A 25,425-nucleotide genomic window follows, 5' to 3' on the forward strand; every position below is an offset into this window, starting at 1 on the left:
GGGACGTCAGCCACGTGGGGAGCGCGAGGGTTCTCCCTCGCCCGGGGTGTGGGGCAGAGCCCACTGTCACAGCCCGAACCCCCGGGCGCGAAGCGCCCAAAGGGAGGACCTTGCCCTTAACTGGGGTGTGGGGGCTGTGCCCCCACTTGGAACTGCCTGAACCTCTTGGCGCGAAGCGCTCCCCGTGAGGACCTTGCCTTTCAGCACTCGATGACGTTGACGGCCAGGCCGCCTCGGGAGGTTTCCTTGTACTTGTCGAGCATGTCCCGGCCGGTGTCGCGCATCGTTTTGATGGCCTTGTCCAGGCTGACGAAGTGGCGGCCGTCGCCTCGCAAGGCTATGCGGGCGGCCGTGATGGCCTTGATGCTGGCTACCGCGTTGCGTTCGATGCACGGGATCTGGACCAGGCCGCCGATCGGGTCGCAGGTCAGGCCCAGGTTGTGTTCGATGCCGATTTCGGCGGCGTTTTCCACCTGTTCGGGGGTGCCGCCCAGGACCTCGGTCAGGCCCGCGGCGGCCATGGAGCAGGCTGAGCCCACTTCGCCCTGGCAGCCTACTTCGGCGCCGGAGATGGAGGCGTTCTCTTTGAACAGGACGCCTATCGCGGCCGCGGTCAGCAGGAAGCGGACCACGCCCTCGTCGTCCGCCTGGGGGACGAAGCGGCTGTAGTACGTCAGGACGGCGGGGACGATGCCGGCGGCGCCGTTGGTCGGGGCGGTGACGATGCGGCCCCCGGCGGCGTTTTCCTCATTCACCGCCAGCGCGTACAACGACACCCAGTCCATCGTCTGCAACGGGTCCTTCTCGGGGGACTCGCTGCACAGGCGGCGGTGGAGCTGGTGGGCGCGGCGGCGGACCTTCAGGCCGCCGGGCAGCACGCCTTCCTTGGTGATTCCCCGGCGCACGCATTCGGTCATGACGCGCCACAGGTTCAGGATGCCGTCGCGGATCTCCTGTTCGGTGCGGCCGAATGCCTTCTCGTTTTCCAGCATGAGGCCGGAGATCGACAGGCCGGTGTTGTAGCAGTGCTTCAGCAGCTCTTCTGCGGTGGTGAAGGGGTACGGCAGGACGGTGTCGTCCGGCTTGATGCGGTCGGCGCCGGTGGCGTTCTCGTCCACGACGAAGCCGCCGCCCACGGAGAAGTACACCTTCTCGCGCAGGGGTGAGCCGTCGGCGGCGTAGGCGGTGAAGCGCATGCCGTTCGGGTGCTCGGGCAGGCTGATCTTGCGTTCGAAGATCAGGTCTTCGCCGATGACGAAGGGGATCTCGTGACTGCCGTACAGGTGGACGGCGCCGGCGTGACGCATGGCGGCCAGGCGTTCGTCGACGGTGTCGACGTCCACCAGTTCTGGCTTTTCGCCGGACAGGCCGAGGAGCACGGCTTTGTCGCTGCCGTGGCCTTTGCCGGTCAGGCCGAGCGAGCCGTACAGGATGGCCTCGACGCGGGCAACGCGCTCCAGGAGGCCGTCTTCGTGGAGGCCGCGGGCGAATCTGTGCGCCGCTGCCATCGGGCCGCCGGTATGTGAGCTCGACGGGCCGATTCCGATCTTGAATAGGTCGAAGACGCTGATCGCCATTGATGCGTCCTTCCGCAACAAGGGAGGGGTATGAGCCGGGGCTCGGCGGAGCCCCGGCCGTGTCGGGTCAGGAGTCTCCGGAGGTGAGGGCCCCGTACTCCTCGGCCGAGAGCAGGTCTTCCGGGTCGCCTTCGAGGCGCACGCGGAACATCCAGCCATCGCCGTAGGGGTCGCCGTTGACCAGCGACGGGTCGTCCACGACGGCCTGGTTCACCTCGGTGATCTCGCCGCCGACGGGGGCGTAGATCTCGCTCACCGACTTGGTCGACTCGACCTCGCCGATGGAGTCGCCGGCCTCGACGTTCGCACCGACCTCGGGAAGCTGCACGAAGACGACGTCACCGAGGGACTCGGCCGCGAATGCGGTGATGCCCACGGTCACGGTCAGGCCGTCGTCCAGGCCGGCCACCCACTCGTGCTCCTTGGTGTAGCTCAGCTCGTCAGGGATGCTGCTCACTTACGTCCTCCTGCTAGTTAGCGCGCTTGTAGAAGGGCAGGGCGACGAGGTCCATGCCCTCTTGACTGCCCCGGATGTCCACGGCCAGACCTTCACTGATACCAGTGTCCACGTAGGCCATGGCGATGGGCTTACCCAGGGTCTGGGAAGGGGCCCCACTCGTGACCTCGCCGACCACTGTTCCGTCCTTGGTCACCGGGTACCCGTGGCGGGGCACCCGGCGTCCGTGGGCGACGAGGCCGACCAGGCGCCGCCGGGGCGGGGTGTCCTTGACCGCCTCCAGTGCCGCCCTGCCGACGAAGTCGCCGGGCTTGTCGAATTTCACCACTCGGCCCAGGCCCGCGTCGAACGGGGTGAGCGCGGTGGACAGTTCGTTGCCGTAGAGCGGCATGCCCGCTTCGAGGCGCAGCGTGTCGCGGGAGGAGAGTCCGGCGGGCAGCAGTCCGTACGGCTGGCCGGCTTTGGTGAGGGCGTGCCAGAGCGGCGCCGCGTCGGCGTTGGCCACGAACAGCTCGAAGCCGTCTTCGCCGGTGTAGCCGGTGCGGGCGATGAGGGCCTGCGCGCCGGCGACGACGCCGGGCAGTCCGGCGTAGTACTTGAGGCCGCCGAGGTCGGCGTCGGTGAGGGCGGAGAGGATCTCCTGGGCGCGGGGGCCCTGGACGGCGATGAGCGCGTACTGGTCGGACCGGTCTTCGACGACGGTGTCGAACCCGGCGGCGCGGGCGGTCAGCTCGCGGGCGACGAGTTCGTAGTTGGAGGCGTTGGCCACGACCATGAACTCCTCGTCGGCCAGCCGGTAGACGATGAGGTCGTCCAGCACCCCGCCCTCGGCGTTCACGATCATGGTGTAGCGGGCCCGGCCCGGGGCGAGCGCCGACAGGTGGCCGACCAGCGCGTAGTCGAGCGCCTGGCCGGCCTGCGGCCCGGTCAGGAAGATCTCGCCCATGTGTGAGAGGTCGAACAGGCCGGCGGCGGTGCGCACGGCGGTGTGCTCGGCGGACTCGCTGCCGTAGCGCAGCGGCATCAGCCAGCCGGCGAAGTCGGTCAGCGTCGCGCCGAGACTCTCGTGGATGTCTCGCAGCGGTGTCGGTCGGGACATGATCTTCGCACCTCAGGGCAGGGTCGGATGCCAGGATCCTCCCCCTCTGTCATCGATGCCTGAGAGCTTCGCCCGGGTTTTGCCGGACTTTCACCTTCGGCGAGGCCCTGGGGCCTGCTTTCCAGAGGTCACCTTGCCCATGCGGTCCTTTGCCTTGAGAGGTTCGCGGGGAGGGCTTGCTCCTTCAGGGGCTCTGACCGGATTGTCAGAACGCTCTCCCGCACGGGCTCACTGGTGTCTCGAACCAGCCTAGTGCCGTCACAGGGGTGTTGTCGCGTGTGGATCGCGCAGATCGATCTCTTCCGTGAGCGTGTGCAGGGTTTCGGCGCCGATCCGGCCTTCGGTGTACATCTGTCCGAGCGTCTCACGTTGCGCTCTGGCCAGTTCCAGGCGCAGGTCGTGCGGGGCGCTGGCGTGCGCCTCGACCGCGAGGATCTGGCGTTGCGCCCACAACGTGGCGGTGTCGATCCCGGGCGCCATCTGGTCGAGTCTGCGCAGCGCCGCGCCGGCCGCCGCCCGCCGCGCCCGCGCCTCCTCTTCCTCCGGGCAGGGTTCGGGTACGGCCCGGCCGCTGAGCAGGGCGAATCCGCTGACGAGGACGAGTGCGGCGGCGGCGAACACCAGGGCGTCCTGGGCAGGGATGGCGGGGATGGCCAGGGCGATGGCCAGGGTCGAGGCCCCGCGGGTGCCGCCCAGCGTGAGGGCACGCGCGTTGCGCCGGTCCACGACCAGCACGAACGCCACTCTGACCAGGACCGTGACGCCGAGCAGCGCGCCGGTGACCAGCAGGACCGTGCCGACCGGCAGTTCGGCGTGCGCCCCCGCCAGGTCGCGCAGCGAGAGCCCCAGGAGTACGGCCAGCGTCCCGCCGAGCAGGAACGCCAGGACCTGCCAGGTGATGCGCTCGACGGCCCGGCCGTGGGCGTGCACGAGCCGCCCCTTGGCGCCCACGTAGAAGCCCGCGGCGGTGACGGTCAGCGGACCGGACAGCCCGAGCTGCCCGGCGGTGATCTCGGCGATGAACGGCGTGGCCAGCGAGAGGATCAGGAGCGTGCCGGTGTCGGTGAACAGGCGGCGCAGCCGTACCACGATCCAGCCGATCGCGAGGCCGGCGAGCGTGCCGCCGGCGATCGCGCCGGCCAGTTGGAGGGCGGCGACGGAGACGGTCTCGGGGCGGCGGAGTTGTTCGAGTCCGATGGCCAGCAGGACCACGGCGATGCCTTCGTTGATCAGGCTTTCGCCGCGCAGGACCGTGAGCACGCGCTCGGGTGCGCCCAGCCGGTCGAGCACGAGTGCCTGGGTGGGCGCGAAGGCGGCGCCGGCGGTCAGGGCGGCGCCCCAGGGGAGGCCGGGCAGCATGAAGTGGGCCACCAGCGCGACGGCGCCCGCGGTGGCGAGGGTGAGGCCGGCGCCGAGAAGCATGATCGGCCGCCAGGCGGCGCGGGATTCGCGGGGCGCGGCGCGGGAGGCGGCGTGGTGGTAGAGCAGGGGCGGGATGAGCACGGTCAGCACGACGTACGGGTTGAGCGCGACGGTGGGCACCCAGGGCATGACCCCGGCGACCAGGCCGAGCAGCACCAGGATGGGCAGCGGCGGCAGGCGCCACCGTGTGCTGAGGTAGCGGGCGATCACGATGCAGACGGCTACGAGCGCGGCGATGATCACCAGGTTGCTGGACAAGCGCTCGGGCTCCCTCCTGGGGGGACGGTCAGAACGACAACCCTGGCGAGCCTACGAGGCATATGTCCGGAAAAGTCGGGGTTTGGGGTGTGAGGCGGTCACTGTTTGCCGAGAGGTTCAGGGCTTCCGCGTGTCCCTTGCCCCGCATTTAAGGGGACTTTTCCGCCTCTTGTGTCATGCATCTATCTCTTGTGTCTCATACATGACAAAAGCGGCCGGCCGTCCCCCCGGAAGGACGGCCGGCCACAGACGTGTGGCCGGGAACCTGGCACACCCCAGCGGTCCCCGGCCACGTCTGCACGGCCAGCGCCTGGCGGGACGCCGGCCGTACATGCTTCTCTACACGCGCTGCCAGAGCGCGGGCACGTTGGGCGGTTCCCACCCGGGCAGGCTCGTGTGGCTCTGCAGGCACCGGTAGTTGGTGCCCTGGTAGCTCACGGTCGTGCCGGCCGTGTAGGAGGTGTACGGAGCCCATTCGGTGCCGGTGCTGCCCACGGTCAAGGTGAACGTGGCCGAGCGGTCGACGTTGGTCCCGTCGCCGGAGATGGTGATCGGGTAGCTCCCGGATGCGACACCCGAGGTGGTCGCGATCGACACCGCCGAGGTCTGTCCCGCGGTGATGCTCGCCGGGCTGAACGAGACCGTCACGCCGCTGGGCGCCCCGGTGGCCGACAGCGCGATCTGCTGCGCCTGGCCGGAGGTGACCTGCGTGTTGACGGTGGTGTTCGCGGTGCCGCCCGGCTGGACCGAACCCGTGGTCGGGTTGACCGTGAACGAGTAGTCGTTCTGGACCTGCCCGATCGTCAGGTTGAAGGTGGTCGAGCGGTCGGAGTTGGCGCCGTCGCCGTTCAGCGAGATCTGCGCCGTGCCGTTGGCCGCGGACGCGGACGCGCTGATCGTGACGGTCGAGGACTGACCCGACTGGATCGTCTGCGGGCTGAAGGAAACGGTCACCCCGGCCGGGACGTTGCCGGCGGAGAGGCTGACCGGCTGCGCCTGGCCGGAGGTGACCTGGGTGGTGAGCGTTGCCGTTGCCGACTGTCCCGGCTGGAGGGTCGCCGAGGACGGGCTCACCGCGATGGAGTAGTCGTTCTGCTGCTGCTGGCCGACGGCCAGGTTCCACAGCACGTAGGCGGCCGCGTCCGCGTTGCGGTCGAGCGCGGTCGTGTTGATGTTGGACGGATAGGTGTCGCAGGCCGAGTGGTAGCAGCGGTCGAAGGACGCGTTGGCCTGACCGCCCCACTTCTGCGCCTGCGCGGCGGACTTGCGCTCGCTGGCGCCGGTGAAGACGCCGCCGACCCGGACCCCGGCGTTCTTGAACGAGGCGTGGTCGCTGCGGCCGTCGCCGATGGTCTCACGCTCGGTCTGGACGCCGATCGAGCTGTAGTAGGCGTTGAACAGCCCCTGCAGCTGCGTGTCGTCGTCGTAGACGAAGTAGCCGGGGTTGGGGGAGCCGGTCATGTCGAAGTTGAGGTAAGCCTCGACTCCCTGGGCGCCGCCGTTCTGCACGTAGAAGCGGGAGCCGATCAGGCCCTGCTCCTCGGCACCCCACCAGCCGAAGCGGACGTGCTTGGTCAGCGTCGGACGCTGCGCGGCCAGGGTCAGGGCGATCTCCAGCAGGGACGCGGAGCCCGAGCCGTTGTCGTTGATCCCCGGGCCCGCGGCCACGCTGTCCAGGTGGGCGCCGAGCATGAGGGTCGGGCTGGCCGGACCCTGCGGCCAGTCGGCGATCAGGTTGCTGCCGCCGCTGAAGGTCTGGACCCGGGTGGTGAATCCGGCCGCGTCCAGCTTGCCCTTGATGTAGGTGACCGAGGCGTTGAAGCCCGGTCGGCCGGAGGCCCGGTTGCCGCCGTTCGCCGAGGCGATCGACTGCAACTGGCTCAGGTGGGCCTGCACGCCCGCCACCGGGATGTCCGGCGGCGCGAGGGCGGCCGCTTGGGCGCTTGTAGCGCCTGCGAGGGGGGCCAGGGCGGCCACCACGATGGCGGCCAGCCCTGACGCGATGAGCTTCTTCACTCCTCCTGCTCCCTTAGCTCACCGGGAGCCAGAGGGCGAGGACGTTGGGCGGCTCCCAGCCCGGCTGGCTGGTGTGGCTCTGCCGGCACTGGTAGCGCGAGCCCTGGTAGGTGACGATCTGGCCCGCCGTGTAGGCCGTGAACGGTGCCCATTCGTTCTGGGTGGTGCCCACGGTCAGGTTGTACGTGGCCGAGTGGCTGGCGTTGGCGCCGGCGCCGTTGAGCACGATCGGATAGGTGCCCGGTGCGGCTCCGGAGGCGGAGACGGTTACCTGGCTGGTCTGGCCCGCGGTGATCGTGGCCGGGTTGAAGGTCACCGTGACGCCGTTCGGCGCTCCGGTGGCCGACAGGGTGATCTGCTGGGCCGAGCCGGAGGTCACCTGGGTGCTGATGGTGGTCTGGGTCGAGCCGGTCGGCTGGGTCGAGCCGGAGGTCGGGTTGATCGAGAACGAGAAGTCGTTCTGGACCTGCCCGATCGTCAGCCTGTAGTTGGCGGTCTGGTCGAACTCGGCGCCGTCGGCCGTCACCGCGATGGTGTGGCCGCCCTGCGGGCTGCCGGCCGTGGTGGTCAGCGTCAGCGTCGAGGTCTGGCCGGCGGTGATCGTGGCCGGGTTGAACTGCGCGGTCACGCCGCTGGGCAGGGTGCCGGCGCGCAGGGTGATCTGCTGGGCGGAGCCCTGGGTCACCTGGGTGCGGACCGTGCTGGTCGTGGTGCCGCCGGGGTCGACCTGGCCGGAGGCCGGGTCGAGCGTGAGCGAGAACTGGTTCTGCTGGCCCTCGCAGGTCGGCTCATTGGGCTGGGCGCGCAGGCTGATGGCGTCCCAGGCCGCCTTGACCGTGTTGAACTCGACGCAGCTGCCCGGGAAGAGCTCCTTGGCCGCCTGCAGCGAGGCGACGCGCGCCTTGGTGTGCGTCCAGGGGGCGCTCTTCTTGTTCAGCGTGGTCATGAAGATCTTGCCGGCCTTCAGGATGCCGATGCCGGTCACCGAGCTGGGGCCGCCGGAGCAGATCGGGCTGCTGGGCTTGCCGCCGCCCGGGTTGTTGCCCTCGGCCAGCAGGTAGAACCAGTGGTTCTGCGGGCCCGCGCCGGCGTGCACCTCGGGGAAGGTGCCGGTGTAGCAGTTCGGGTCGCCGAGCGCCGACGGGTTGTACATGTTGCGGATCGGGCCGCCGCCGAGCGCGGGCTCCTCACCGACGAGGTAGTCCGGCGGGTCGTTCGGGTTGTTGGCGAAGTGCTCGGTCAGGGCGCCGAAGATGTCACCGGTGGACTCGTTCATGCCGCCGGCCTCGTTGCCGGAGCCGGCGCCGCCGGGCGTGGTCTGGAAGATGGCGTGGCCGTACTCGTGGCCGACGACGTCCATCGAGACCAGGTTCTTGCGGGCCGCACCGCTCGCGCCGTTGTGGCCGAAGTTGGTGTAGGACCCGTTCCAGAAGGCGTTGGCCTGGGCAAGGCCGACGCGCGCCGGGAAGCCGCCGCCGGAGCCGTTGATGCCGTTGCGGCCGACCCAGTCACGGAGCATGTCCCATTCCTTCTGGGCTCCGTACAGGACGTCGACGCAGGCGGTGGTGAGGTCGGTCGCCCCGCCGTTGCCCCAGGGGGCGGAACCGGTGAAGGCCGAGCCGTTCTGGCCGCCGCACTGGAGGCCGCGGCGGTTGGGGTCGACCATGGAGCCGGCCTGGGTGTCGATCTGGACGGTGCCGACGTAGTGGGCCCGGCCCTCGGCGTCCCTGACCAGCTCGACCTCGTCGATGACCTTGCCGTTGAGCGCGTCCACGTAGACGGTCCGGTTGTTGGCCGGGCCGGTCACGGTGGTCGCGTACGCCAGGCGCGGGGTCTTGCCGGCGGCGTGGACGACGAGCGACGGCGCGCTGACGCTGTCCACCTTCTTGATCCGCGCCTGCGAGGTGGCGGCCGCCGCGGCGGCGCTCACCTTGGGCGTGGTGCTGACGTTGATGACGGACTGCTGGCCGGTGGTGATGTCGTTGACGACCTGGCCGGAGGCGTCCGTGCTGACGGTGACCTCGCCGCCGTAGACGGGCAGGCCCTTGTGCGTGCGCGTGTAGGTGACGAACTGCAGGCCGTTTGCACCCGGGATGCTGGCCTGAAGGTGGTATTCGTCATCCTGCGCGGTGCGCAGTGAAGGTGCGAAAGAGGCAAGCGCGCTCTGCGCCGAGGTGACGGCGCTCGTGGCCTCGCTTGGAGTGGGGGGATCTTGTACGGCTTGCGCCTGGGCCGCCTGGGGTGCCAGGGCCAGCGCCAGCGCGGCTAACGCGGCAGCCGACAGTTTGAGCTTGGGGTTCACTCTCGTGGCTCCTTGGGGGGTGAACTGGCTGGAGTCACACCCAAGCTGACATCGGGGGTTAACGGAACGTAACCCCATTTTTTGTCATAACGTCACACTATGGGCGCCATGGCGGCGCAGCCAGGCGTTGTAGGTGGGGTTGCGCATCGCCTCGGACCAATAGGTTTTGGTCACCGCTTGGACCAGGTCCTTGGAGTGCGGAGCCAGCGGCCCGTGCTCGGTCCAGCCGATCAGGTGCCGCATCCGCAGAGGCGAACCGGCGATCGGCCGGATCACGATGCCGTCCCGAGCCGGGCTCGTGGCCTGGAACAATCCCACACAGCGGCCTTCCGCGATCAGGTCCAGCGCCACGCTCAGGTCCACCTTGAACCCGACCATCGGGGCGAACCCATGGTCGGCGCAGGCGGTCCAGAAATGCTCGCGGGGACCGGTCTCCAAAAGGGCGTGCTGGGCCCACTGCTCCTTGGCGAGATCCGCCAGATTGATCTCGTCGTGGGCGGCCAGGGGGTGACTGGCGGTCAGCCCCACGAAGACCGGCTCGACGGCGATCTCGGCGTAGATGGCGCCCTGGGGCGGCTGCAGCTCGTGGCCCGGGTAGTCGTCCAGGGTCGCGAGCTCGATCCGCTCCGACTCCAGCAGGCCGGGCAGCACCTCGGTCGTCTCCTCGGTGCGCAGGCTGATCTCGGCCTCCGGTAACAACCTGCGCAGGGCTTTGGCCGCGAAGATGGCCAGCCGGGTCAGCGCGCAGCCGACCCGGATCGTGTCACGGTCGTCGCGCGCGTGCCGGCGGGCATCGCGGGCGAGGTCGTCGAAGGCGGGCAGGACGGAACGTGACCTCAGCAGCAACCAGCGGCCCAGCGGGGTCGGTGTCGTCCCCTCCCTGCCGCGCTCGAACAAGGGGCCACCGAACTGCCGCTCGATGCGGCGCAGCTGCGCCGCGAGCGCGGGCTGGGACATCCCCAGCGACGTCGCCGCCTTGGAGATGCTTCCGGTGTCCGCGATCGCGCATACGACTCTGAGATGCCGGACCTCGAGCTCCACACCTCGAGAGTAAAAGTAAAGAAGCTTTCCAGTAAGACCCAATTCAGAATTAGCTTCTGACCAGGGACTTTACGAGCGTCTCGGAGCCCCAGCTTGACGACTTTCCGTCAAGTCGCGGTGACAAGGGCTTCGAAAAGCGCGGTATCCGAGCCCGCCTCAGGATGCCACTGGACGGCCAGCGCGAACGGATGGCCCTCCAGCTCGACCGCCTCGATGGTCCCGTCCTCGGCCCTGGCGCTCACGGTGAGGCCGTCGCCCAGGCGGTCGATGGCCTGGTGGTGGTAATGCGGGACGGTTACGCCGCCGGTCCCGAGCACCTTGGCCAGCCGGGTGCCGGGCTCGGCGCGTACGGGCAGGTGGCCGAAGGTGGCGGGCGCGGGGGAGTGGCCCTCGTGCCCGGTCACGTCGGGCAGGTGCTGGTGCAGGGTGCCGCCCAGGGTGATGTTGAGCACCTGGAGGCCCCGGCAGATGCCCAGGAAGGGCAGCCGGGCCTCCAGGGCGGCAGCCATCACATCGAACTCCGCCTCATCACGAAATTTCCGGACGTAGCCGACGCGGGCATGAGGCGGCCGGCCGTACCGTCCGGGGTCGATGTCCCCGCCGCCGGCCAGGATGAGGCCGTCCAGCCGCCCGAGCAGCGAGGCGGGCTCGCCGCCGGGCGGCAGGATGACCGGCTGGCCGCCGGCCGCCGTCACCTTTTCGACGTACGTGTACGGCAGCAGCGCCGCCTCCATCTCCCAGACGGTGAATCGCGCGGGTTCCACGTAGCACGTGATGCCGATGACGGGTCGCATGCTCGTGCTCGCTAGAACGGCGTCACGTAGGCGCCCGAGATGCCGCCGTCCACGAGGAACTCGGACCCGGTGATGAAACTGGCGTCGTCGCTGGCCAGGAACGCGACCGCGGCGGCGATCTCGGTGGCCTCGGCGAAGCGGCCGACCGGGATGTGCACCAGGCGCCGCTGGGCGCGCTCGGGGTCCTTGGCGAACAGCTCCTGCAGCAGAGGCGTGTTGACCGGGCCCGGGCACAGGGCGTTGACCCGGATGCCCTCGCGGGCGAACTGCACGCCGAGCTCGCGGGACATCGCCAGCACGCCGCCCTTGGAGGCGGTATAGGAGATCTGCGAGGTGGCCGAGCCCATCACCGCCACGAAGGAGGCGGTGTTGATGATCGAGCCCTTGCCCTGCCGCTGCATGTAGGGGATGACGTGCTTGCAGCACAGGTAGACGCTGGTGAGGTTGACCTCCTGCACGCGCCGCCAGGCGTCGATGCCGGTCTCCAGGATGGAATCGTCGTCGGGCGGGGAGATGCCGGCGTTGTTGAAGGCGATGTCCACACCGCCGTAGGTCTCGAACGCCGTCCGGTACATGCGGGCGACGTCGTCGTCGCTGGTCACGTCGGCCTGGACGAAGATCCCGCCGACCTCCTCCGCGGCCTTCTTGCCCGCATCCTCGTCCACGTCCACGCACACCACGCGGGCGCCCTCCTCGGCGAACCTGCGCGCGGTGGCCAGGCCGATCCCGCTGCCCGCGCCGGTGATGACGGCGACGCGGTCCTGCAAACGCTGCATATCGATCTACTCCTGCTCATTGGTCGTTCACCCTCCTCATTCGCTTCGCGAAGTGCCTCCTTCGTCGGCCCTTCACTCCGCTCACTGCGTCGGGTTCACTCCGTGGAGATGAAGACGTTCTTGGTCTCGGTGAAGGCGTCCAGCGCGTCGGGGCCCAGCTCGCGGCCGAGTCCTGACTGCTTGAAGCCGCCGAACGGGGTCCAGTAGCGCACCGACGAGTGCGAGTTCACCGACAGGTTGCCCGCCTCGACCGCACGGGCCATCCGGAGGGCGCGGCCGACGTCGCGGGTCCAGATGGAGCCGCTGAGCCCATAGGGCGTGTCGTTGGCGATCCTGACGGCCTCGGCCTCATCGGCGAACGGCACCACCGACACGACCGGCCCGAAGATCTCCTCGGTGAAGGCCCGGTCGGTGACCCGCGAGGTGAGGACGGTCGGCGGGAACCAGTACCCGGGCCCGTCGGGGCAGGCACCCTGCAGGTGCGGCGTCTCGACGAAGCCGCGCACCCGCTCCAGGTGCTCGGCGCTGATCAGCGGGCCCATCTCGGTGCTCTCGTCGAGCGGGTCGCCCACTTTCACGTTGAGTACGGCGGCGCCCAGCTTCTCCAGGAACTCCTCGTACACGCTCTGCTCGACCAGGATGCGGGAGCGGGCGCAGCAGTCCTGCCCAGAGTTATCAAAAACCGCATAAGGCGCCGTTTTTGCCGCTTTATCCAGATCGGAGTCCGCAAAGATGATATTTGCCGATTTGCCGCCCAGCTCCAGCGTCACCCGCTTCACCTGGCCCGCCGCCTGGGCGGCGATCAGCTTGCCCACCTCGGTCGACCCGGTGAACACGATCTTGGCCACGTCCGGGTGCTCGACCAGCCGGGCGCCGGCCACCTCACCCTCCCCGGGCAGCACCTGGAACACCCCCTCGGGCAGCCCCGCGGCCAGGGCCAGCTCCGCCAGCCGTACAGCGGTGAGGGGTGTCCACTCGGCGGGCTTCACGACGACCGTGTTCCCGGCGGCCAGCGCCGGCGCCACGCCCCACATCATGACGACCATGGGGAAGTTCCACGGCACGATCACGCCCACGACGCCCAGGGGCTCCTGGAAGGTGACGTCCACGCCGCCGGGCACCGGGATCTGCTTGCCGTGGTTGCGTTCGGGGGCCCCGGCGTAGAAGTGCAGCACGTCACGGACGTTGCCGGCCTCCCAGCGGGCGTTGCCGATCGTGTGACCGGAGTTGGTGACCTCCAGCCGGGCCAGTTCCTCGCCGTGCGCGTCCACCAGGTCGGCGAAGCGGCGCAGCAGCCGGGCGCGGTCACCGGGCGCCACCTGACGCCAGCTCGCGTACGCCTGCCTGGCCCGCGCCACGGCCCGGTCGATCTCGGCCGCGTCGGCGAACTCGACGTCGGCGACCACGGCCTCGGTCGCCGGATTGATGATCTTCACAGTCTCTCGAACCCCCTGAACATTTCCCAGTCCGTCACCGCCGCGTCGAAGGCGGCCAGCTCGACCCGGGCGTTGTTGGCGTAGTGGGCCACCACGTCCTCGCCGAAGACCTCGGCGGCCAGCTTCGAGCCCTCGAACAAGCTCAGCGCGTCACGCAGCGTGTGCGGCACGGTCTCGGCGCCCGAGGTGTAGGCGTTGCCCGTGTAGGCGTCCTCGAGCTCCAGCTCGCGGTCGATGCCGCGCAGGCCGGCGGCGATCAGCGCGGCGACCGCGAGATACGGGTTGACGTCGCCGCCGGGCACCCGGTTCTCCACCCGCAGCGAGTGGCCGTGGCCGACCAGGCGCAGCGAGCAGGTGCGGTTGTCCACGCCCCACTTGACCGCGGTCGGCGCGAAGCTGCCCGGCACGTACCGCTTGTAGGAGTTGATGTTCGGCGCGTAGAACAGCGTGAGCTCGCGCATGCTCTCCAGTTGCCCGGCGATGAACCGGGCGCCCAGCTCCGACAGGCCGTGCGGGCCGTCGCCGGCCATGACCGCGCTGCCGTCCGTGCCGCGCAGGCTGATGTGGATGTGGCAGGAGTTGCCCTCACGCTGGTTGGGCTTGGCCATGAACGTGATCGACCGGCCCTCCTGCGCGGCGATCTCCTTGGCGCCGGTCTTGTAGATGGAGTGGTTGTCGCAGGTGCGCAGCGCCTCGTCGTACCGGAAGGCGATCTCGTGCTGGCCCAGGTTGCACTCGCCCTTGGCCGACTCCACGTACAGGCCCGCGCCCTCCATGCCGAGCCGGATGCGGCGCAGCAGCGGCTCGATGCGGGAGGTGCCGAGCAGCGAGTAGTCCACGTTGTAGAGGTTGGCGGGGTTGAGGTCGCGGTAGCCGCGCTGCCAGGCGTCCTCGTAGCTGTCGTTGTAGACGCAGAACTCCAGCTCGGTGCCGACGAAGGCGCGCAGCCCGCGTTCCTCCAGGCGGGCCAGCTGCTTGCGCAGGATCTGGCGCGGCGAGGGCGCCACGTCCGAGCCGTCCTCCCAGACGAGGTCGGCCATGAGCAGGCAGGTGCCCTCCTGCCAGGGAATGCGCCTGAGCGTGGACAAGTCGGGCTTCATGACGAAGTCCCCGTACCCACGATCCCAGGACGACATCGCGTATCCGCCGACCGTGTTCATGTCGACGTCCACGGCCAGCAGGTAGTTGCAGCCCTCGGAGCCGTGCTGGAGGACCTCTTCCACGAAGTATCTGGCCGACAGCCGCTTCCCCTGCAGACGACCCTGCATGTCAACGATCGCCAGCAATACCGTGTCGATGCGCCCGGCAGCAACTTCGTCCCGCAGGTCGGATACGGACAACAATCCGGTGCTCACGTGAGGATGCTCCGATCTGGCCACGGCGGTTGCCCGTTGATTGGGCTAGTGTTAGACCATTGAGGTGTATGGCGGGATCGATTGTCAAGGCCCTCTGTCGGGGTGGTGGGAGCGAAGCGTGAACCCGTTGACTGTGCTGCGCCCGGTGCGCGCGGGCAACGCCTTCGAGGAGACCGTGGAGCGGTTGCTCCAGGCCATCAAGCTCGGCGTCGTGGCCCCCGGCGAGAAACTCCCGCCGGAACGCGAGCTCGCCGTCCAGCTCGGCATCAGCCGCGTGACCCTCCGCGAAGCCATCCGCGCCCTCCAGGACGCGGGCTTCCTCGACGTACGGCGCGGCCGCTACGGCGGCGCCTTCGTCACCTACGTCCCGCCCAGGCCCGACAGCGGCGCCCTGCGCAAGGTCGTCACGGACATGGGCGACGACGACCTGGCCGACGCCCTCACCTTCCGGATGGCGGTGGAGTGCGGCGCGGCCCAGGTCCTGGCGACCACCACGCTGTCGGAGGCCCAGAGGAGCACCCTCAACGAGCGCCTGGCCGACCTCAACGCCGCCTCCCCCGAGGACTACCGCCGCCTCGACACCGCCTTCCACCTGTCGATCGCCGAGCTGACCGGCTCCCCGCTGCTGGCCGCCACCTGCGCCGACGCCCGCCTGCGGGTCAGCGACCTGCTCAACGCCATTCCGATGCTCCAGGTCAACATCGACCACGCGGCGATCCAGCACCAGGCCATCGTGGCCGCGATCCTGTCCGGAGACCCGGAGGCCGCCCGGCGCGCCGTGTCGGAACACCTCGAGGGTACGGCGGCGCTACTCCGCGGCTTCCTGGCCAGGTAGGTACTGCGCCAGCCCACGCGCGACGCGGAAGGCGTCGACCGTGCGCCAGCTCGCCAGCGTGTTGACCGCGAACAACTGCCGCGCCCTGGCCAGGCTCTCGAAGTCGGCCCTGGTCAGGTCGAGCTCCGTGAGCGGCCCGGCGAAGACCTCCAGCAGGGTCAGCGACAGGTAGAAGTGCCCGAGCGTCTCCAGGACGAGGCCGGCGAAGGACGCGTCGTCGGGGCGCCTGTCCGATCCGGCGCTGAGCGCCCTGCGCAACTCGCCCTCCAGCTCCGTCGGCGTGGCGGCCGACACGCTGTCCATCTGGTGGATCAACACGCCCGCATGCGGCTCGGGCTGGTCATGGCGGACGATGACCGTGCGCAGGGCGTCCATCTTGTCGCGGACATCCTCGGCGATCACGGCACGGGCCAGCTCCGCCAGCTCGGCGCCCTGGTGCCGGACGATCGCGCGCGTCACCCTGATGAGATCGCGCGGCAGGCCGCCGGCCAGCACGTGGATGAGCGTGAGGTGCTCCAGGCCGAGACCCATCACCCGGCTGCGCACCACGTTGAAGGAGTCGGCCATCGACAGGTACCCCACCCGGGCGATCGTGTCGAAGGCGCTGTCGAACTCGTCCCGCACCGGCAGCCCGCGCCGGTGGAAGGCGGCCAGCGCGTCCTCGGAGACCGCCACGACGAACAGGCAGCCCTCCACCGGAGGCGAGAAGAGCGCCTTGACCTCGTTGACGAACTCGCCGGCCTTCTCCGCGCTGGAGATCTTGTCGAGCTCGTCGATGAGGACGGCCACGTTCGGGTACGGCAGGCCCACGACGTCCCCGGCCACCCGCACGGTCGTGGCCAGGAACCCGCGGAAGTCGTGGATCACATCCGGGTAGGTCATCGCCAGCTCGGCGAGCTGCGCGGTGTTCGTCCGGGTGAGCTCCGGGCCGCCCGGGATCGCGACCTTGCCGGACCAGCCATGGGTGAAGTGCTGCTGGAAGCGGATCCGGCGCAGCCGCTGCCGGGCGAAGGCGGCCAGGGTCTTGAGATCGGTCACCTGGCCCGCGTCGATCGCCGCCTCGGCCGCGGGCCCTCGCGGGACGCGGATGCGGGACAAGGCCAGGGCGGCCAGTGCCGTACCACCCACGAGCAACGCGGCCGGCCAGCTCGCGGGTGGCAGCCACGCGGGCAGGTCCTGCTTGTCCAGCGCGATGACGGCCAGGACCCAGGCGCAATAGGCCAGCGCGGCGCCCGCGACCGCCGCCCCCGCGCGCAGCAGCACCGGCCACGGAACGCGGCGCGGGACCGGACGCCGGATGCGGCGCTCGCAGAAGGCGGCCACCTCCTCGCACAGCCGCGCGTACAGGTGAAGGGCGAACTCGCGGGCCTCGTAGCGCACGGGGACGCTCTCCAGCACCACGATCTGCTCGTGTGAGCGGGTGGCCAGCGCGCCGAACCGGTATGCCTCCAGGAGGGTGGACTTGCCGGCGCCCCGCGGCCCGGCGACGCCGAGCGCGCCTCCGGTCACCATGCGCACGGCGTTCCTGACGGCCGTGAACTGCTCGGTCGGGATGAGGAAGTCTCCCGCGCTCAGCTGGTGGAGGCCGGGGGAGACGGAGATGCGCAGCGGTTGCCTGAACGGCGGGGCGAGGATCTCGCTGACGCGCCGCTGGATATAGGGCAGGACGACGACCTTCTCGGTGGCCTCCCGCCAGGCGGCCAGCGCGGCCTCGACGGCCGCGTCGGCCTGTTGCCGCTTCGCGGGATCCGGGGTCAGGGCGGTCTTCCTCAGCAGCCTGACGAACGCCCACACGTTGGCCGGCGTGAGACCGCCGGCCGCTGAAAGAAAGCCGGCCAGCGCGAGAATTCCCGGCAGGACGACAACGTGGATCGTCGCCCCGACGATCAAGGCCACGAGCAGCGAATCCGGCACGTCAAGCCCGCTAGTCGTCGTATCTACCACGATCACGGCCGACAACGTCGCGGCCACGATCACCAGGATCGCTTCCCGCCGGGCCTTCTCGCGGATCAGTGCGAAGACGCTCAGGGCTGTCACGCCGAGGGCCATGAGGACCCAGAAGGCCAGGCCCCACCGCTCCGTCGCCGTGGCAGGTGCGTCCAGGCGCCGCCAGAGCTCCCAGACCAGCGCTCCCAGCGCGAGACCGATGGCCAGCCCCAGGAGCGGCCGGATGGTGACGCGGGTGGCGCCGGGGCGGTAGATGTTCACCGCGACCATGGCGGACAGGCCGGCGAGGACGGCCGCCACGCAGGCGGCGACCTTCCCTGCCAGCAGCCACGTGTCCAGCTCTGACCACAAGAGCATGCCGGCGAAGGGGAGCAGGGCGGCGAGCATGCCGGTCAGGCCCATGGCCGCGGCCGAGGCGGTGACTCTCCACGGCATGAAGCCCAGCTCGGGCGGGCTCGACCCCTGTGCCTGCAGTGACTTGGCCGCCCGCAGCCCACTCAGCTGTTCTGAAGCCGCCAGCGGCCAGTCGTTGACCAGGGTGTCCAGTTCCTCTTGGACGGGCTGCTTCAGCCACGGCTTCATGCCGGGTTCGGCCTGGGCGAGTTTGTCCCATGCGCTGGCGAACAGGGCCGGTAGCTCCGCGCGCAGCTCGGTGATCAGCTCGTCGTCACGGGTGGTGTCCACATCTGTGAGATGGCCCTGTGTGCGGGCGCGTTACAGGGCTGGCATGCTAGAGGGCAGTGCGACTGGCGGCACAGAGGATGGAATCGACCATCGGGGAGCTCGTCGTGGAAGCCGACCGCCTGGGCGACCACTCCCGGGGAGAGTTAATGTCCCGCATGCTTCCGGGCGGGCCGGTGGCGCAGAGCGTCCTGGAGGACGTCGCCGCCCGCGCCGCCGTCCTCACCGCCAAGGGTGTCACGCCGTCGCTGGCCACGATTCTGGTGGGGGACGACGACGCCAGCGCCGGATATATCAGGATTAAGCAGAAGCAGGCGGCTGAGCTGGGTTTCGACTCGCCGCACACGCATCTGCCCGGCGACGCCACGCAGGACGATCTGCACGCCGCCATCGCCGCCTACAACGACGACCCGGCCGTGCACGGGCTGCTGGTGCAGTACCCGGTGCCCCGGCATCTCGACTACGACGCCGCTCTGCAGTCCATGGATCCGGACAAGGACGTCGACGGGATGCACCCGCTCAACATGGGGCGGCTCGCGCTGGGCATGCCGGGGCCGTTGCCCTGCACGCCTGCCGGGATCGAGGCGTTGCTGGCCTTCTACGAGATTCCGGTCGCCGGGCGTGACGTCGTGATCCTCGGGCGCGGGGCCACGCTCGGACGGCCGCTGGCCATGCTGCTCAGCCAGAAGCGGCCGACCGCGAACGCGGCCGTGACCGTGGTCCACACCGGTGTCCCCGACTGGGCCCGGTACACCCAGCGGGCCGACATTCTCATCGCGGCCGCGGGGGTGCCGGGGATCATTCAGCCCGAGCACGTCAAGCCCGGGGCCGTGGTGGTCGGGGGCGGGGTGCGCTACGAAGGGCGGCGGCTGCTGCCGGACGTGGACGAGTCGGTGGAGGCCGTCGCCGGGGCGATCACGCCTCGGGTGGGCGGCGTGGGGCCGACCACGGTGGCGATGTTGTTCCGCAACGCGATCACGGCGGCCGAGAAGGCGGTGTCCGGCTAGCGGGGTCCTTCGGGGCCGAAGCTCTGCTCCACCCCGTCCGGCCAGGTGAGGGTGACCGTCAGGTCGGTCACCCTGGCCGACGGGAGGCCCGGCAGGTCGTGAGACAGGACGACCGCGGTGACGCGCCAGCCGTTTCCCTCCGGGCCGGTCAGGGCGGGGATCAGGGCGGGCGTGCCGAACGCGGTCCCGGCCGGGGCCTTGAGGATCGACGGCTCCGGGGACCCGGTCAACGGGATCAGCCAGGAGGTCAGGCCGTCGGGCGCGCGTACGGCGGCGCCGTACACCCCGGCGGGGCCGGGCAGTACGTGGACGCTGGGCAGTACTTGGGCGCCGGGGAGCGCCCAGCCGGTTTCCCGGCCCGCGTCCCCGTGGTGCAGGCGTACCTCCACCTCCCCGCGGACCACGCTCACACTGGACACCCCGCTGCCCTCGGCGAAGGAGGCGGCCCAGGCGGTGTCGCCCAGCATCCCGGCGCCCCGGGCCACGATGCGGCCCCTGGGCACGCTGCCCACGTGGTTGTCGGCCGGGCCGGTGGCCGGGGCGGTGCGGGTGGAGTAGGCGTAGCGGTCGTAGAGCGGGTCGCCGGGGTGGTGCTGGCTGCCGTGGTTGACGACTCTGGCCAGGCCGCCGGTGTTCTGGACGACGAATCCGGGGCCGGGCAGCGCCACCACGCCCCGGGGCCCGGGCTCCTCGCGCGCGGTCCACACGGGGTGCTCCGGCGGGAGCAGCAGGCCGGTGAACGCCTTGGCCGCCCAGTACGGCGAGGCGAAGCCGGAGTACGGCTGCAACGTGGGCTCGTGCGGGCCGTGCCAGCCCAGGGTCAGGATGCCCTCGGGGGACAGGGCGTCATGGTCGAGGAAGCGGCGCAGCACCGCCGAGGCGAGCCCGCGGGTCTGGCCGGGGGACAGTGGGGTGGCGCCGGCCAGCGCGCCGGCGAACAACGAGGCGGCCGAGGCGAAGCGGTACGTCAGCGACCGGCCGTGGTACAGCATGCCACCCTCGGCGTCGAACATCAGCGCGTACCCGGCCAGGAACTCACGCAGCCGCCGGCCGTACCGGAGGTCGAGGTTTCCTGACAGGTGGCCGAGCAGGATGGGGTACAGGTGCATCGCCCAGCCGTTGTAGTGGTCGAAGGAGGGCCGGTCGCCGTCGGAGTACCAGCCGTCGCCGGCGTACCAGCGCTCGATGCGGGCCAGTCCGCGCTCGACGGCGGCGTCGGCCGCGGCGGTGTGCAGTCCGGCGGCCGACAGGAAGCCGCCGACCATGACGGGGAACAGCCACCAGTTGTTGTCCACCGGCTCGTGGTGGAGGGCGTCGGCCAGGTAGGCGGCCGTGCGGTCGCGGGTGGCGGCGGGCAGGCGGTCCCAGAGGTGTTCGCGGGTGAGCCAGAGGGCGGTCGCGATCGAGGCGGCCTCGACCATGGGCTGCGTGCGGTCCCGGATGGGCGGCCAGACGCCGGGCCCGGTGCGCAGGCCGCGGGCGTAGGGCTCCAGGAGTCCGGGCGGGCCGCCGCCGGCGACGCGGAAGGCGGCCAGCAGGAAGGTCCTGGCGTACCCCTCCAGGCCGTCGCAGCGCGAGATGCTCTCCCTGCCGGGAAAGGTGATCACGGCGCCGTCCGGTGAGCGGTACGGTTCCACGGCGGCCAGCAAACCGTCGGCCACCGCCTCCCAGTGCGCGCGGGTGAAGCCGGTGAGGGGGCTGAGCGAACGATCCTCGGGCGGAAGGGGGAACATGCGCCACTCCTCGGTGGGAAACCGCTTTCCAGGCGAAACCTTAGCAGGGTGATCGAACGAAAGCATCCGTTCACAAACGAAAGTCCGCCCCGCTAGGATGTGCAGGGACCGACCACAAGGAGCGTCAGTGTTCGCCGAGCAACGCCATGAACTCATCCTGCGCGAAGTGCGCGAGCGCGGTTCCGTACGGCTGGCCGACCTGGTCGAGCGCGTCGGCGTCTCGATGGTGACCCTGCGCAGAGACGTGGAACACCTGGCCGCCCGGGGCCTGCTCAACCGTGTCCACGGCGGCGTGACCCGAGTCCAGGCCGACCCGCCGGCCGCCGCCCCCGACGACCGCACCCCGCCCCTCGCCGACGCCCCGAGCCTGCTGACGATCGGCATGCTCGTCCCCTCGGCCACGTACTACTACCCGGCCGTCATCAGAGGCGCCCGCGAACGCGCCGCCCAGCTGGGAGCCCGCCTCGTCCTGGGCGTCTCCCGCTACGACGACGCCGAAGAGCGCCTCCAGGTCGAGCAACTGGTGGCCGCCGGCGCCGACGGCCTCCTCCTGACCACCAGCCGCCAGCCCGACGACACCCACGCCGGCTGGCTGGCCGACCTGCGGGTCCCGGCCGTGCTGGTCGAACGCCGCGCCGGCCTGGGCTCCCTCCTGGACGCCGTCGCCTCCCACCACGCCCACGGCGCCTACCTGGGCACCCGCCACCTGGCCGGCCTCGGCCACCGCCGCGTCGCCATGGTCAGCCGCAACAGCCCCACCGCGCCCCGCGTCCTGCGCGGCTTCGAGGCCGCCGTCCGTGACCTGGGCCTGGCCGCACACCCCCTTCTGGCCATCGACCAGGAGGGGCCGTCGCACGCCCAGGCCGCCGACGTGGTGCGCGCCATCCGCGAGGAGGGGGTGACCGCGCTGCTGGTGCACAACGACGAGGACGCGCTGCTGCTCATCCAGCACCTGCGCATGGCCGGGGTGGACATCCCCGCCGAGGTCTCGATCGTCGCCTACGACGACGAGGTGGCCGCCCTGAGCGACCCGCCGCTGACCGCGGTGGCACCCCCGAAGGCCGCGGTGGGCAGCCACGCGGTAGACCTGCTGACCCGCCGCCTCGACGGCCCCAGCCTGCCCCGCCAGCACCTCGCCCTGCTCCCCGAACTCCGCCCCCGCGCCTCCACCCGCACCCACCCGACCCCCTGACCCCCGCCCTCCCGCCCCACCCCAGCGCCCCATCCCGCCGGCCCCGCCCCACCCCCGCCGGCCCCGCCCCGTCCGGCCGCCACGGTCACCCGCCGCACCCGGTGCCTCCCGCCCCGCCAACGCCGTGGTCTGCCCTTCCTGGCGTCCTCGCCCGGTCGGCCTGCCGCCTGCTGTGCCGCTCAGGGTGTCTCCCGGCCCGCCCGGGCAACCCCGCCGCCTGCCGTACCGCTCTGGTGTCTCCCGCCCCGGCCGGGCAACCCCTCCGCCTGCCGTACCGCGGCCTGATCGTTGGGTTGTGGTTTGTGTCGAGATGATTTCGTAACTGATCGAACTCTAGACATCTGTTCGGTTATGAGCGAATGATGCTCCCCAACGATCGGATTTCGATCGAACGCGGATGAGGAGCATCTGATGGAGCGTAAGCGCACCGCCGCCGGCATCGCCGGAGTGCTGGCCGGGATCACCATGCTTGCGGCCTGTGGCAGCGGCGGGGACGCCGGGGCGCAGGCCGGGGCGCCGGCCACGGTGACGTTCTGGGGCTGGGCGAAGGGCACGCAGCAGGTCGTGGACGCCTTCAACAAGTCGCACAAGGACATCCAGATCAAGTTCGAGGAGATCCCCTCGGGCAACGCGGGCGGCTACGCCAAGTTCGCCAACGCGGTGAAGGCGGGCAACGCGCCGGACGTCATGTCCGTCGAGTACCCCCAGCTGCCGGACTTCGTCAACCAGGGCGCGCTCCAGGACATCTCCGCCGACACCGCCGATGTCAAGGGCAAGTACCCGGCCTCGGTCTTCAGTCTGGTCGAGCTGGGCGGCAAGACGTGGGGCGTGCCGATGGACGCGGCGCCGCAGGTGTTCTTCTACCGCAAGGACCTGTTCGAGAAGAACAAGATCGAGGTGCCCAAGACCTGGGACGACTTCCGCGAAGCCGCCGAGAAGGTGAAGAAGGCCGACGGCAAGGCGCGGATCGCCACCTTCTTCCCCGACGACCCCAGCGTGCTGGCGGCGCTGGCCTGGCAGGCGGGCGGGAAGTGGTTCGGGACCGAGGGCGAGGCGTGGAAGGTCGCCGTCAACGACGCGGCGGGCAAGAAGGTCGCCGAGTACTGGCAGGGTCTGGTCAAGGACGATCTCGTGCACGTGCAGGCGTCCTTCTCGCAGCCCTGGAACGCCGCCTTCGAGGACGACACCCTCTGGGGGTACGTTGGCGCCAACTGGGGCGCGGGCGTCATGAAGAGCGGGCACGCGGGCCAGTCCGGGAAGTGGGCCATCGCCCCGGTGCCCAACTGGGGCACCCCGGCCAGCGGCATGCTGGGCGGCACCACGTTCGGCGTCTCCAAGAACAGCAAGAACGCCAAGTCCGCGGTCGAGGTCATCAAGTGGCTGACCGGTTCGCCGGAGGCGTGGACGGCCCGCCTGGCCTCCGGCACTTCCAGCGGCTTCCCGGCCATCGCCGATCTGGTGCCGGTCGCGGCCAAGAGCTTCGACGCCTCCTTCTACGGCGGGCAGGACATCTACGCGCTGTTCTCCGAGTCCTACAAGACGATCCAGCCGGGCTGGACGTGGGGGCCGAGCATGGTGCAGACGTTCACCTCCTTCAAGGACGCCCTGGGCAAGGTCGGCACCGGTGAGACGACCATCCCCGCCGTCCTGGACACCGTGCAGACCGCGACGGTCGGCGAGATCAAGGCGCGCGGCCTGAACGTCGCCGGTCAGCAGTGACGGCCCTTCCTTCCGGTACGGCGCGGCCTGCCGTACCGGAAAGGACCATCGACAAGGAGCAGCATGCGCAGTGAGGCGGCGCGGCGGCGGGGGGCGATCGTGCTCTTCGCGGGGCCGTTCTTCGTGCTCTTCGCCGCGGTGATCGTGGCGCCGCTGGCCTATGCGGTCTATCTGAGCCTGTTCAGCGAGAAGTCCTCGGGGCTCGGGTTCGGCGGGGCGGAGAGTGTCTTCGTCGGGGTCGGCAACTATGTGGACACGCTCAAGGACGCGGCGTTCACGGACGGGTTCCTGGTGATCGCCGGGTACTGCCTGATCTACATCCCGCTGATGATCGGCGGCGCGCTGGGGCTGGCGTTGCTGCTGGATTCCGGGCTGGCGCGGCTGCGGCGGTTCTTCCAGCTGGCCTTGTTCATGCCGCACATCGTGCCGGGGGTCATCGCCGGGCTTATCTGGCTTTATCTGTATCTGCCGGGCATCTCGCCGATCGTGGATCTGCTCGGCGGTATCGACTTCCTCGGCGGCGGGACGGTCCTCGGCTCGATCGTCAACGTCGCCGTCTGGGAGTGGATCGGGTACAACATGATCATCTACTTCGCGGCGCTCCAGGCCATCCCCGGCGAAGTGCTCGAAGCGGCGCGGATGGACGGCGCCGGGCGGCTCAGGACCGCGTTCAGCGTCAAGCTGCCGCTGATCCGCGGCGCCGTCGTCACCACCCTGCTGTTCACGATCATCGGCTCGCTGCAACTGTTCACCGAGCCCATGGTGTTCGACAACTCCAGCGACGGCGTGGTCAGCACCTGGACCCCGAACATGTACGCCTACAACGAGGCTTTCGGCAACAACGACTACGGCCAGGCCGGAGCCGCCTCGATCCTGCTGGCGCTGCTGGCGGCCGTGCTCTCGTTCGTCGTCACCAAGTGGAGCAACCGCCGATGAAGTGGATGTCCCGGGCGACGGTCAACCTCTTCCTGGTGATCGCCGCCGTCTACACGCTGCTGCCGCTGACATGGCTGCTGTTCGCCTCGACGAAGACGCTCGACGACCTGTACGGCACGGCGGGCTTCGCCTTCGCCGACTTCCGGCTGGTCGAGAACATCCGGGCGGTCGGCGCCGAGAACGGCGGGATCTTCTTCCGCTGGTACCTCAACAGCGTGCTGTACGCCGGGGCCGGGGCGGCCGTGAGCGCCCTGATCTCGGTGATGTGCGGCTTCGCCTTCGACAAGTACACCTGGCTCGGCAAGGAGAAGATGTTCGGCCTGGTGCTGCTCGGCGTCCTGGTGCCGACCACGGCCACGGCGCTGCCGCTGTACCTGCTGGCCTCCCAGTTGGGCGTGGTCAACACGTTCTGGGCGGTGTTCGTCCCGGCGCTGGTGCATCCGTTCGGGGTGTACCTGTCGCGGGTGCTTTCGGCAGGGTACGTCCCGGACGAGGTGCTGGAGGCGGCCAGGTCGGACGGCGCGGGCGAGGTGCGGATGTTCGTGAAGGTCGCGCTGCCCATGCTGCTGCCCGCCTTCGTGACGATCTTCCTGTTCCAGTTCACCGCGATCTGGAACAACTTCTTCCTGCCGCTGGTCATGCTCAACGACCAGCACCTCTACCCGCTCAGCCTCGGGCTGTTCACGTGGGAGAAGCAGGGCCACGCCTTCCCCGAGTTCCACACCCTGGTGATCACCGGCTCGCTGCTGTCGGTGGTGCCGCTGCTGGTGGTGTTCATGTCGCTGCAGCGGTTCTGGAAGGCCGGGATGACGGCGGGCAGCGTCAAGTGAGCGAAATATCGG

Annotated in this window: 19 protein-coding genes and 3 riboswitches; of the genes, 6 read left to right on the forward strand and 13 right to left on the reverse strand. The window is 70.1% G+C overall.

What is annotated here, in order from left to right:
• Positions 1 to 200 precede the first annotated feature (200 nt).
• The 11 genes from FVE25_RS27700 to FVE25_RS27750 all read right to left on the reverse strand — a co-directional run bounded on the left by FVE25_RS27700 (position 201) and on the right by FVE25_RS27750 (position 14,533).
• The gene (locus FVE25_RS27700) at positions 201 to 1,577 is read right to left on the reverse strand and encodes an L-serine ammonia-lyase (protein ID WP_157249999.1); all 1,377 of its coding nucleotides are present in this window, start codon (positions 1,575 to 1,577) and stop codon (positions 201 to 203) included.
• 67 nt (positions 1,578 to 1,644) lie between these two features.
• Positions 1,645 to 2,034 carry a glycine cleavage system protein GcvH gene (gcvH, locus tag FVE25_RS27705; RefSeq protein WP_157250000.1) on the reverse strand — a complete coding sequence of 130 codons (390 nt, stop codon included), beginning with the start codon at positions 2,032 to 2,034 and terminating at the stop codon, positions 1,645 to 1,647.
• Positions 2,035 to 2,047: 13 nt separating this feature from the next.
• Entirely contained in the window at positions 2,048 to 3,133 is a 1,086-nt protein-coding gene (gene gcvT / locus FVE25_RS27710; RefSeq protein ID WP_157250001.1) for a glycine cleavage system aminomethyltransferase GcvT, read from the reverse strand.
• Positions 3,134 to 3,169: 36 nt separating this feature from the next.
• A riboswitch (glycine riboswitch) is annotated at positions 3,170 to 3,265 on the reverse strand.
• A riboswitch (glycine riboswitch) is annotated at positions 3,266 to 3,364 on the reverse strand.
• 27 nt (positions 3,365 to 3,391) lie between these two features.
• Positions 3,392 to 4,813, reverse strand: a complete 1,422-nt coding sequence (locus FVE25_RS27715) for a cation:proton antiporter domain-containing protein (protein WP_157250002.1) — start codon at positions 4,811 to 4,813, stop codon at positions 3,392 to 3,394.
• 339 nt (positions 4,814 to 5,152) lie between these two features.
• The gene (locus FVE25_RS27720; protein WP_157250003.1) at positions 5,153 to 6,829 is read right to left on the reverse strand and encodes a M28 family peptidase; all 1,677 of its coding nucleotides are present in this window, start codon (positions 6,827 to 6,829) and stop codon (positions 5,153 to 5,155) included.
• 13 nt (positions 6,830 to 6,842) lie between these two features.
• Positions 6,843 to 9,131: a M4 family metallopeptidase gene (locus FVE25_RS27725; protein WP_157250004.1), complete on the reverse strand. Its 2,289-nt coding sequence runs from the start codon at positions 9,129 to 9,131 to the stop codon at positions 6,843 to 6,845.
• A gap of 84 nt (positions 9,132 to 9,215) precedes the next feature.
• Positions 9,216 to 10,172: a LysR family transcriptional regulator gene (locus FVE25_RS27730; protein WP_157250005.1), complete on the reverse strand. Its 957-nt coding sequence runs from the start codon at positions 10,170 to 10,172 to the stop codon at positions 9,216 to 9,218.
• A gap of 107 nt (positions 10,173 to 10,279) precedes the next feature.
• Positions 10,280 to 10,966, reverse strand: a complete 687-nt coding sequence (locus FVE25_RS27735; RefSeq protein ID WP_157250006.1) for a gamma-glutamyl-gamma-aminobutyrate hydrolase family protein — start codon at positions 10,964 to 10,966, stop codon at positions 10,280 to 10,282.
• Positions 10,967 to 10,977: 11 nt separating this feature from the next.
• The gene (locus tag FVE25_RS27740; protein ID WP_157250007.1) at positions 10,978 to 11,742 is read right to left on the reverse strand and encodes a 3-oxoacyl-ACP reductase; all 765 of its coding nucleotides are present in this window, start codon (positions 11,740 to 11,742) and stop codon (positions 10,978 to 10,980) included.
• A gap of 95 nt (positions 11,743 to 11,837) precedes the next feature.
• Positions 11,838 to 13,178, reverse strand: coding sequence for an aldehyde dehydrogenase family protein (locus tag FVE25_RS27745; RefSeq protein WP_157250008.1), 1,341 nt, complete (start codon positions 13,176 to 13,178; stop codon positions 11,838 to 11,840).
• Entirely contained in the window at positions 13,175 to 14,533 is a 1,359-nt protein-coding gene (locus FVE25_RS27750) for a glutamine synthetase family protein (protein WP_157250009.1), read from the reverse strand. Before FVE25_RS27750 ends, FVE25_RS27745 begins: the two co-directional genes overlap by 4 nt.
• 127 nt (positions 14,534 to 14,660) lie before the next feature.
• Between FVE25_RS27750 and FVE25_RS27755 the strand changes: the two genes are divergently transcribed.
• Positions 14,661 to 15,368: a FadR/GntR family transcriptional regulator gene (locus tag FVE25_RS27755; protein WP_157250199.1), complete on the forward strand. Its 708-nt coding sequence runs from the start codon at positions 14,661 to 14,663 to the stop codon at positions 15,366 to 15,368.
• On the opposite strand, the gene FVE25_RS27760 is transcribed toward FVE25_RS27755, so the two are convergent.
• Positions 15,342 to 17,999: a hypothetical protein gene (locus FVE25_RS27760; RefSeq protein ID WP_157250010.1), complete on the reverse strand. Its 2,658-nt coding sequence runs from the start codon at positions 17,997 to 17,999 to the stop codon at positions 15,342 to 15,344. The two genes, FVE25_RS27755 and FVE25_RS27760, sit on opposite strands and share 27 nt — an antisense overlap.
• A gap of 48 nt (positions 18,000 to 18,047) precedes the next feature.
• Positions 18,048 to 18,131, forward strand: a riboswitch (ZMP/ZTP riboswitch).
• A gap of 14 nt (positions 18,132 to 18,145) precedes the next feature.
• On the opposite strand from FVE25_RS27760, the gene FVE25_RS27765 reads away from it, so the two are divergent.
• Positions 18,146 to 19,003: a bifunctional 5,10-methylenetetrahydrofolate dehydrogenase/5,10-methenyltetrahydrofolate cyclohydrolase gene (locus FVE25_RS27765; protein WP_157250011.1), complete on the forward strand. Its 858-nt coding sequence runs from the start codon at positions 18,146 to 18,148 to the stop codon at positions 19,001 to 19,003.
• On the opposite strand, the gene FVE25_RS27770 is transcribed toward FVE25_RS27765, so the two are convergent.
• Entirely contained in the window at positions 19,000 to 20,736 is a 1,737-nt protein-coding gene (locus tag FVE25_RS27770) for a DUF2264 domain-containing protein (protein ID WP_157250012.1), read from the reverse strand. The two genes, FVE25_RS27765 and FVE25_RS27770, sit on opposite strands and share 4 nt — an antisense overlap.
• 127 nt (positions 20,737 to 20,863) lie before the next feature.
• Between FVE25_RS27770 and FVE25_RS27775 the strand changes: the two genes are divergently transcribed.
• The 4 genes from FVE25_RS27775 to FVE25_RS27790 all read left to right on the forward strand — a co-directional run bounded on the left by FVE25_RS27775 (position 20,864) and on the right by FVE25_RS27790 (position 25,413).
• On the forward strand, positions 20,864 to 21,928 hold the full coding sequence (locus FVE25_RS27775; RefSeq protein WP_219825662.1) for a substrate-binding domain-containing protein: 1,065 nt from the start codon (positions 20,864 to 20,866) through the stop codon (positions 21,926 to 21,928).
• 411 nt (positions 21,929 to 22,339) lie between these two features.
• A complete protein-coding gene (locus FVE25_RS27780) occupies positions 22,340 to 23,647 on the forward strand; it encodes an ABC transporter substrate-binding protein (protein WP_157250014.1) in 1,308 nt (435 codons plus the stop codon).
• 63 nt (positions 23,648 to 23,710) lie between these two features.
• On the forward strand, positions 23,711 to 24,583 hold the full coding sequence (locus FVE25_RS27785) for a carbohydrate ABC transporter permease (protein ID WP_157250015.1): 873 nt from the start codon (positions 23,711 to 23,713) through the stop codon (positions 24,581 to 24,583).
• The gene (locus tag FVE25_RS27790) at positions 24,580 to 25,413 is read left to right on the forward strand and encodes a carbohydrate ABC transporter permease (protein ID WP_157250016.1); all 834 of its coding nucleotides are present in this window, start codon (positions 24,580 to 24,582) and stop codon (positions 25,411 to 25,413) included. Before FVE25_RS27785 ends, FVE25_RS27790 begins: the two co-directional genes overlap by 4 nt.
• Positions 25,414 to 25,425 lie beyond the last annotated feature (12 nt).

Origin of the sequence: Nonomuraea typhae (genome assembly GCF_009760925.1) — a bacterium.
GTDB classification, from domain to species: domain Bacteria; phylum Actinomycetota; class Actinomycetes; order Streptosporangiales; family Streptosporangiaceae; genus Nonomuraea; species Nonomuraea typhae.

Coding starts and splice junctions, on each gene's coding strand:
- FVE25_RS27770 (WP_157250012.1), bottom strand. CDS start 20,736: ATGTTCCCCCTTCCGCCCGAGGATCGTTCGCTCAGCCCCCTCACCGGC.
- FVE25_RS27765 (WP_157250011.1), top strand. CDS start 18,146: ATGTCCCGCATGCTTCCGGGCGGGCCGGTGGCGCAGAGCGTCCTGGAG.
- FVE25_RS27735 (WP_157250006.1), bottom strand. CDS start 10,966: ATGCGACCCGTCATCGGCATCACGTGCTACGTGGAACCCGCGCGATTC.
- FVE25_RS27700 (WP_157249999.1), bottom strand. CDS start 1,577: ATGGCGATCAGCGTCTTCGACCTATTCAAGATCGGAATCGGCCCGTCG.
- FVE25_RS27785 (WP_157250015.1), top strand. CDS start 23,711: ATGCGCAGTGAGGCGGCGCGGCGGCGGGGGGCGATCGTGCTCTTCGCG.
- gcvT (WP_157250001.1), bottom strand. CDS start 3,133: ATGTCCCGACCGACACCGCTGCGAGACATCCACGAGAGTCTCGGCGCG.
- FVE25_RS27790 (WP_157250016.1), top strand. CDS start 24,580: ATGAAGTGGATGTCCCGGGCGACGGTCAACCTCTTCCTGGTGATCGCC.
- FVE25_RS27740 (WP_157250007.1), bottom strand. CDS start 11,742: ATGCAGCGTTTGCAGGACCGCGTCGCCGTCATCACCGGCGCGGGCAGC.
- FVE25_RS27780 (WP_157250014.1), top strand. CDS start 22,340: ATGGAGCGTAAGCGCACCGCCGCCGGCATCGCCGGAGTGCTGGCCGGG.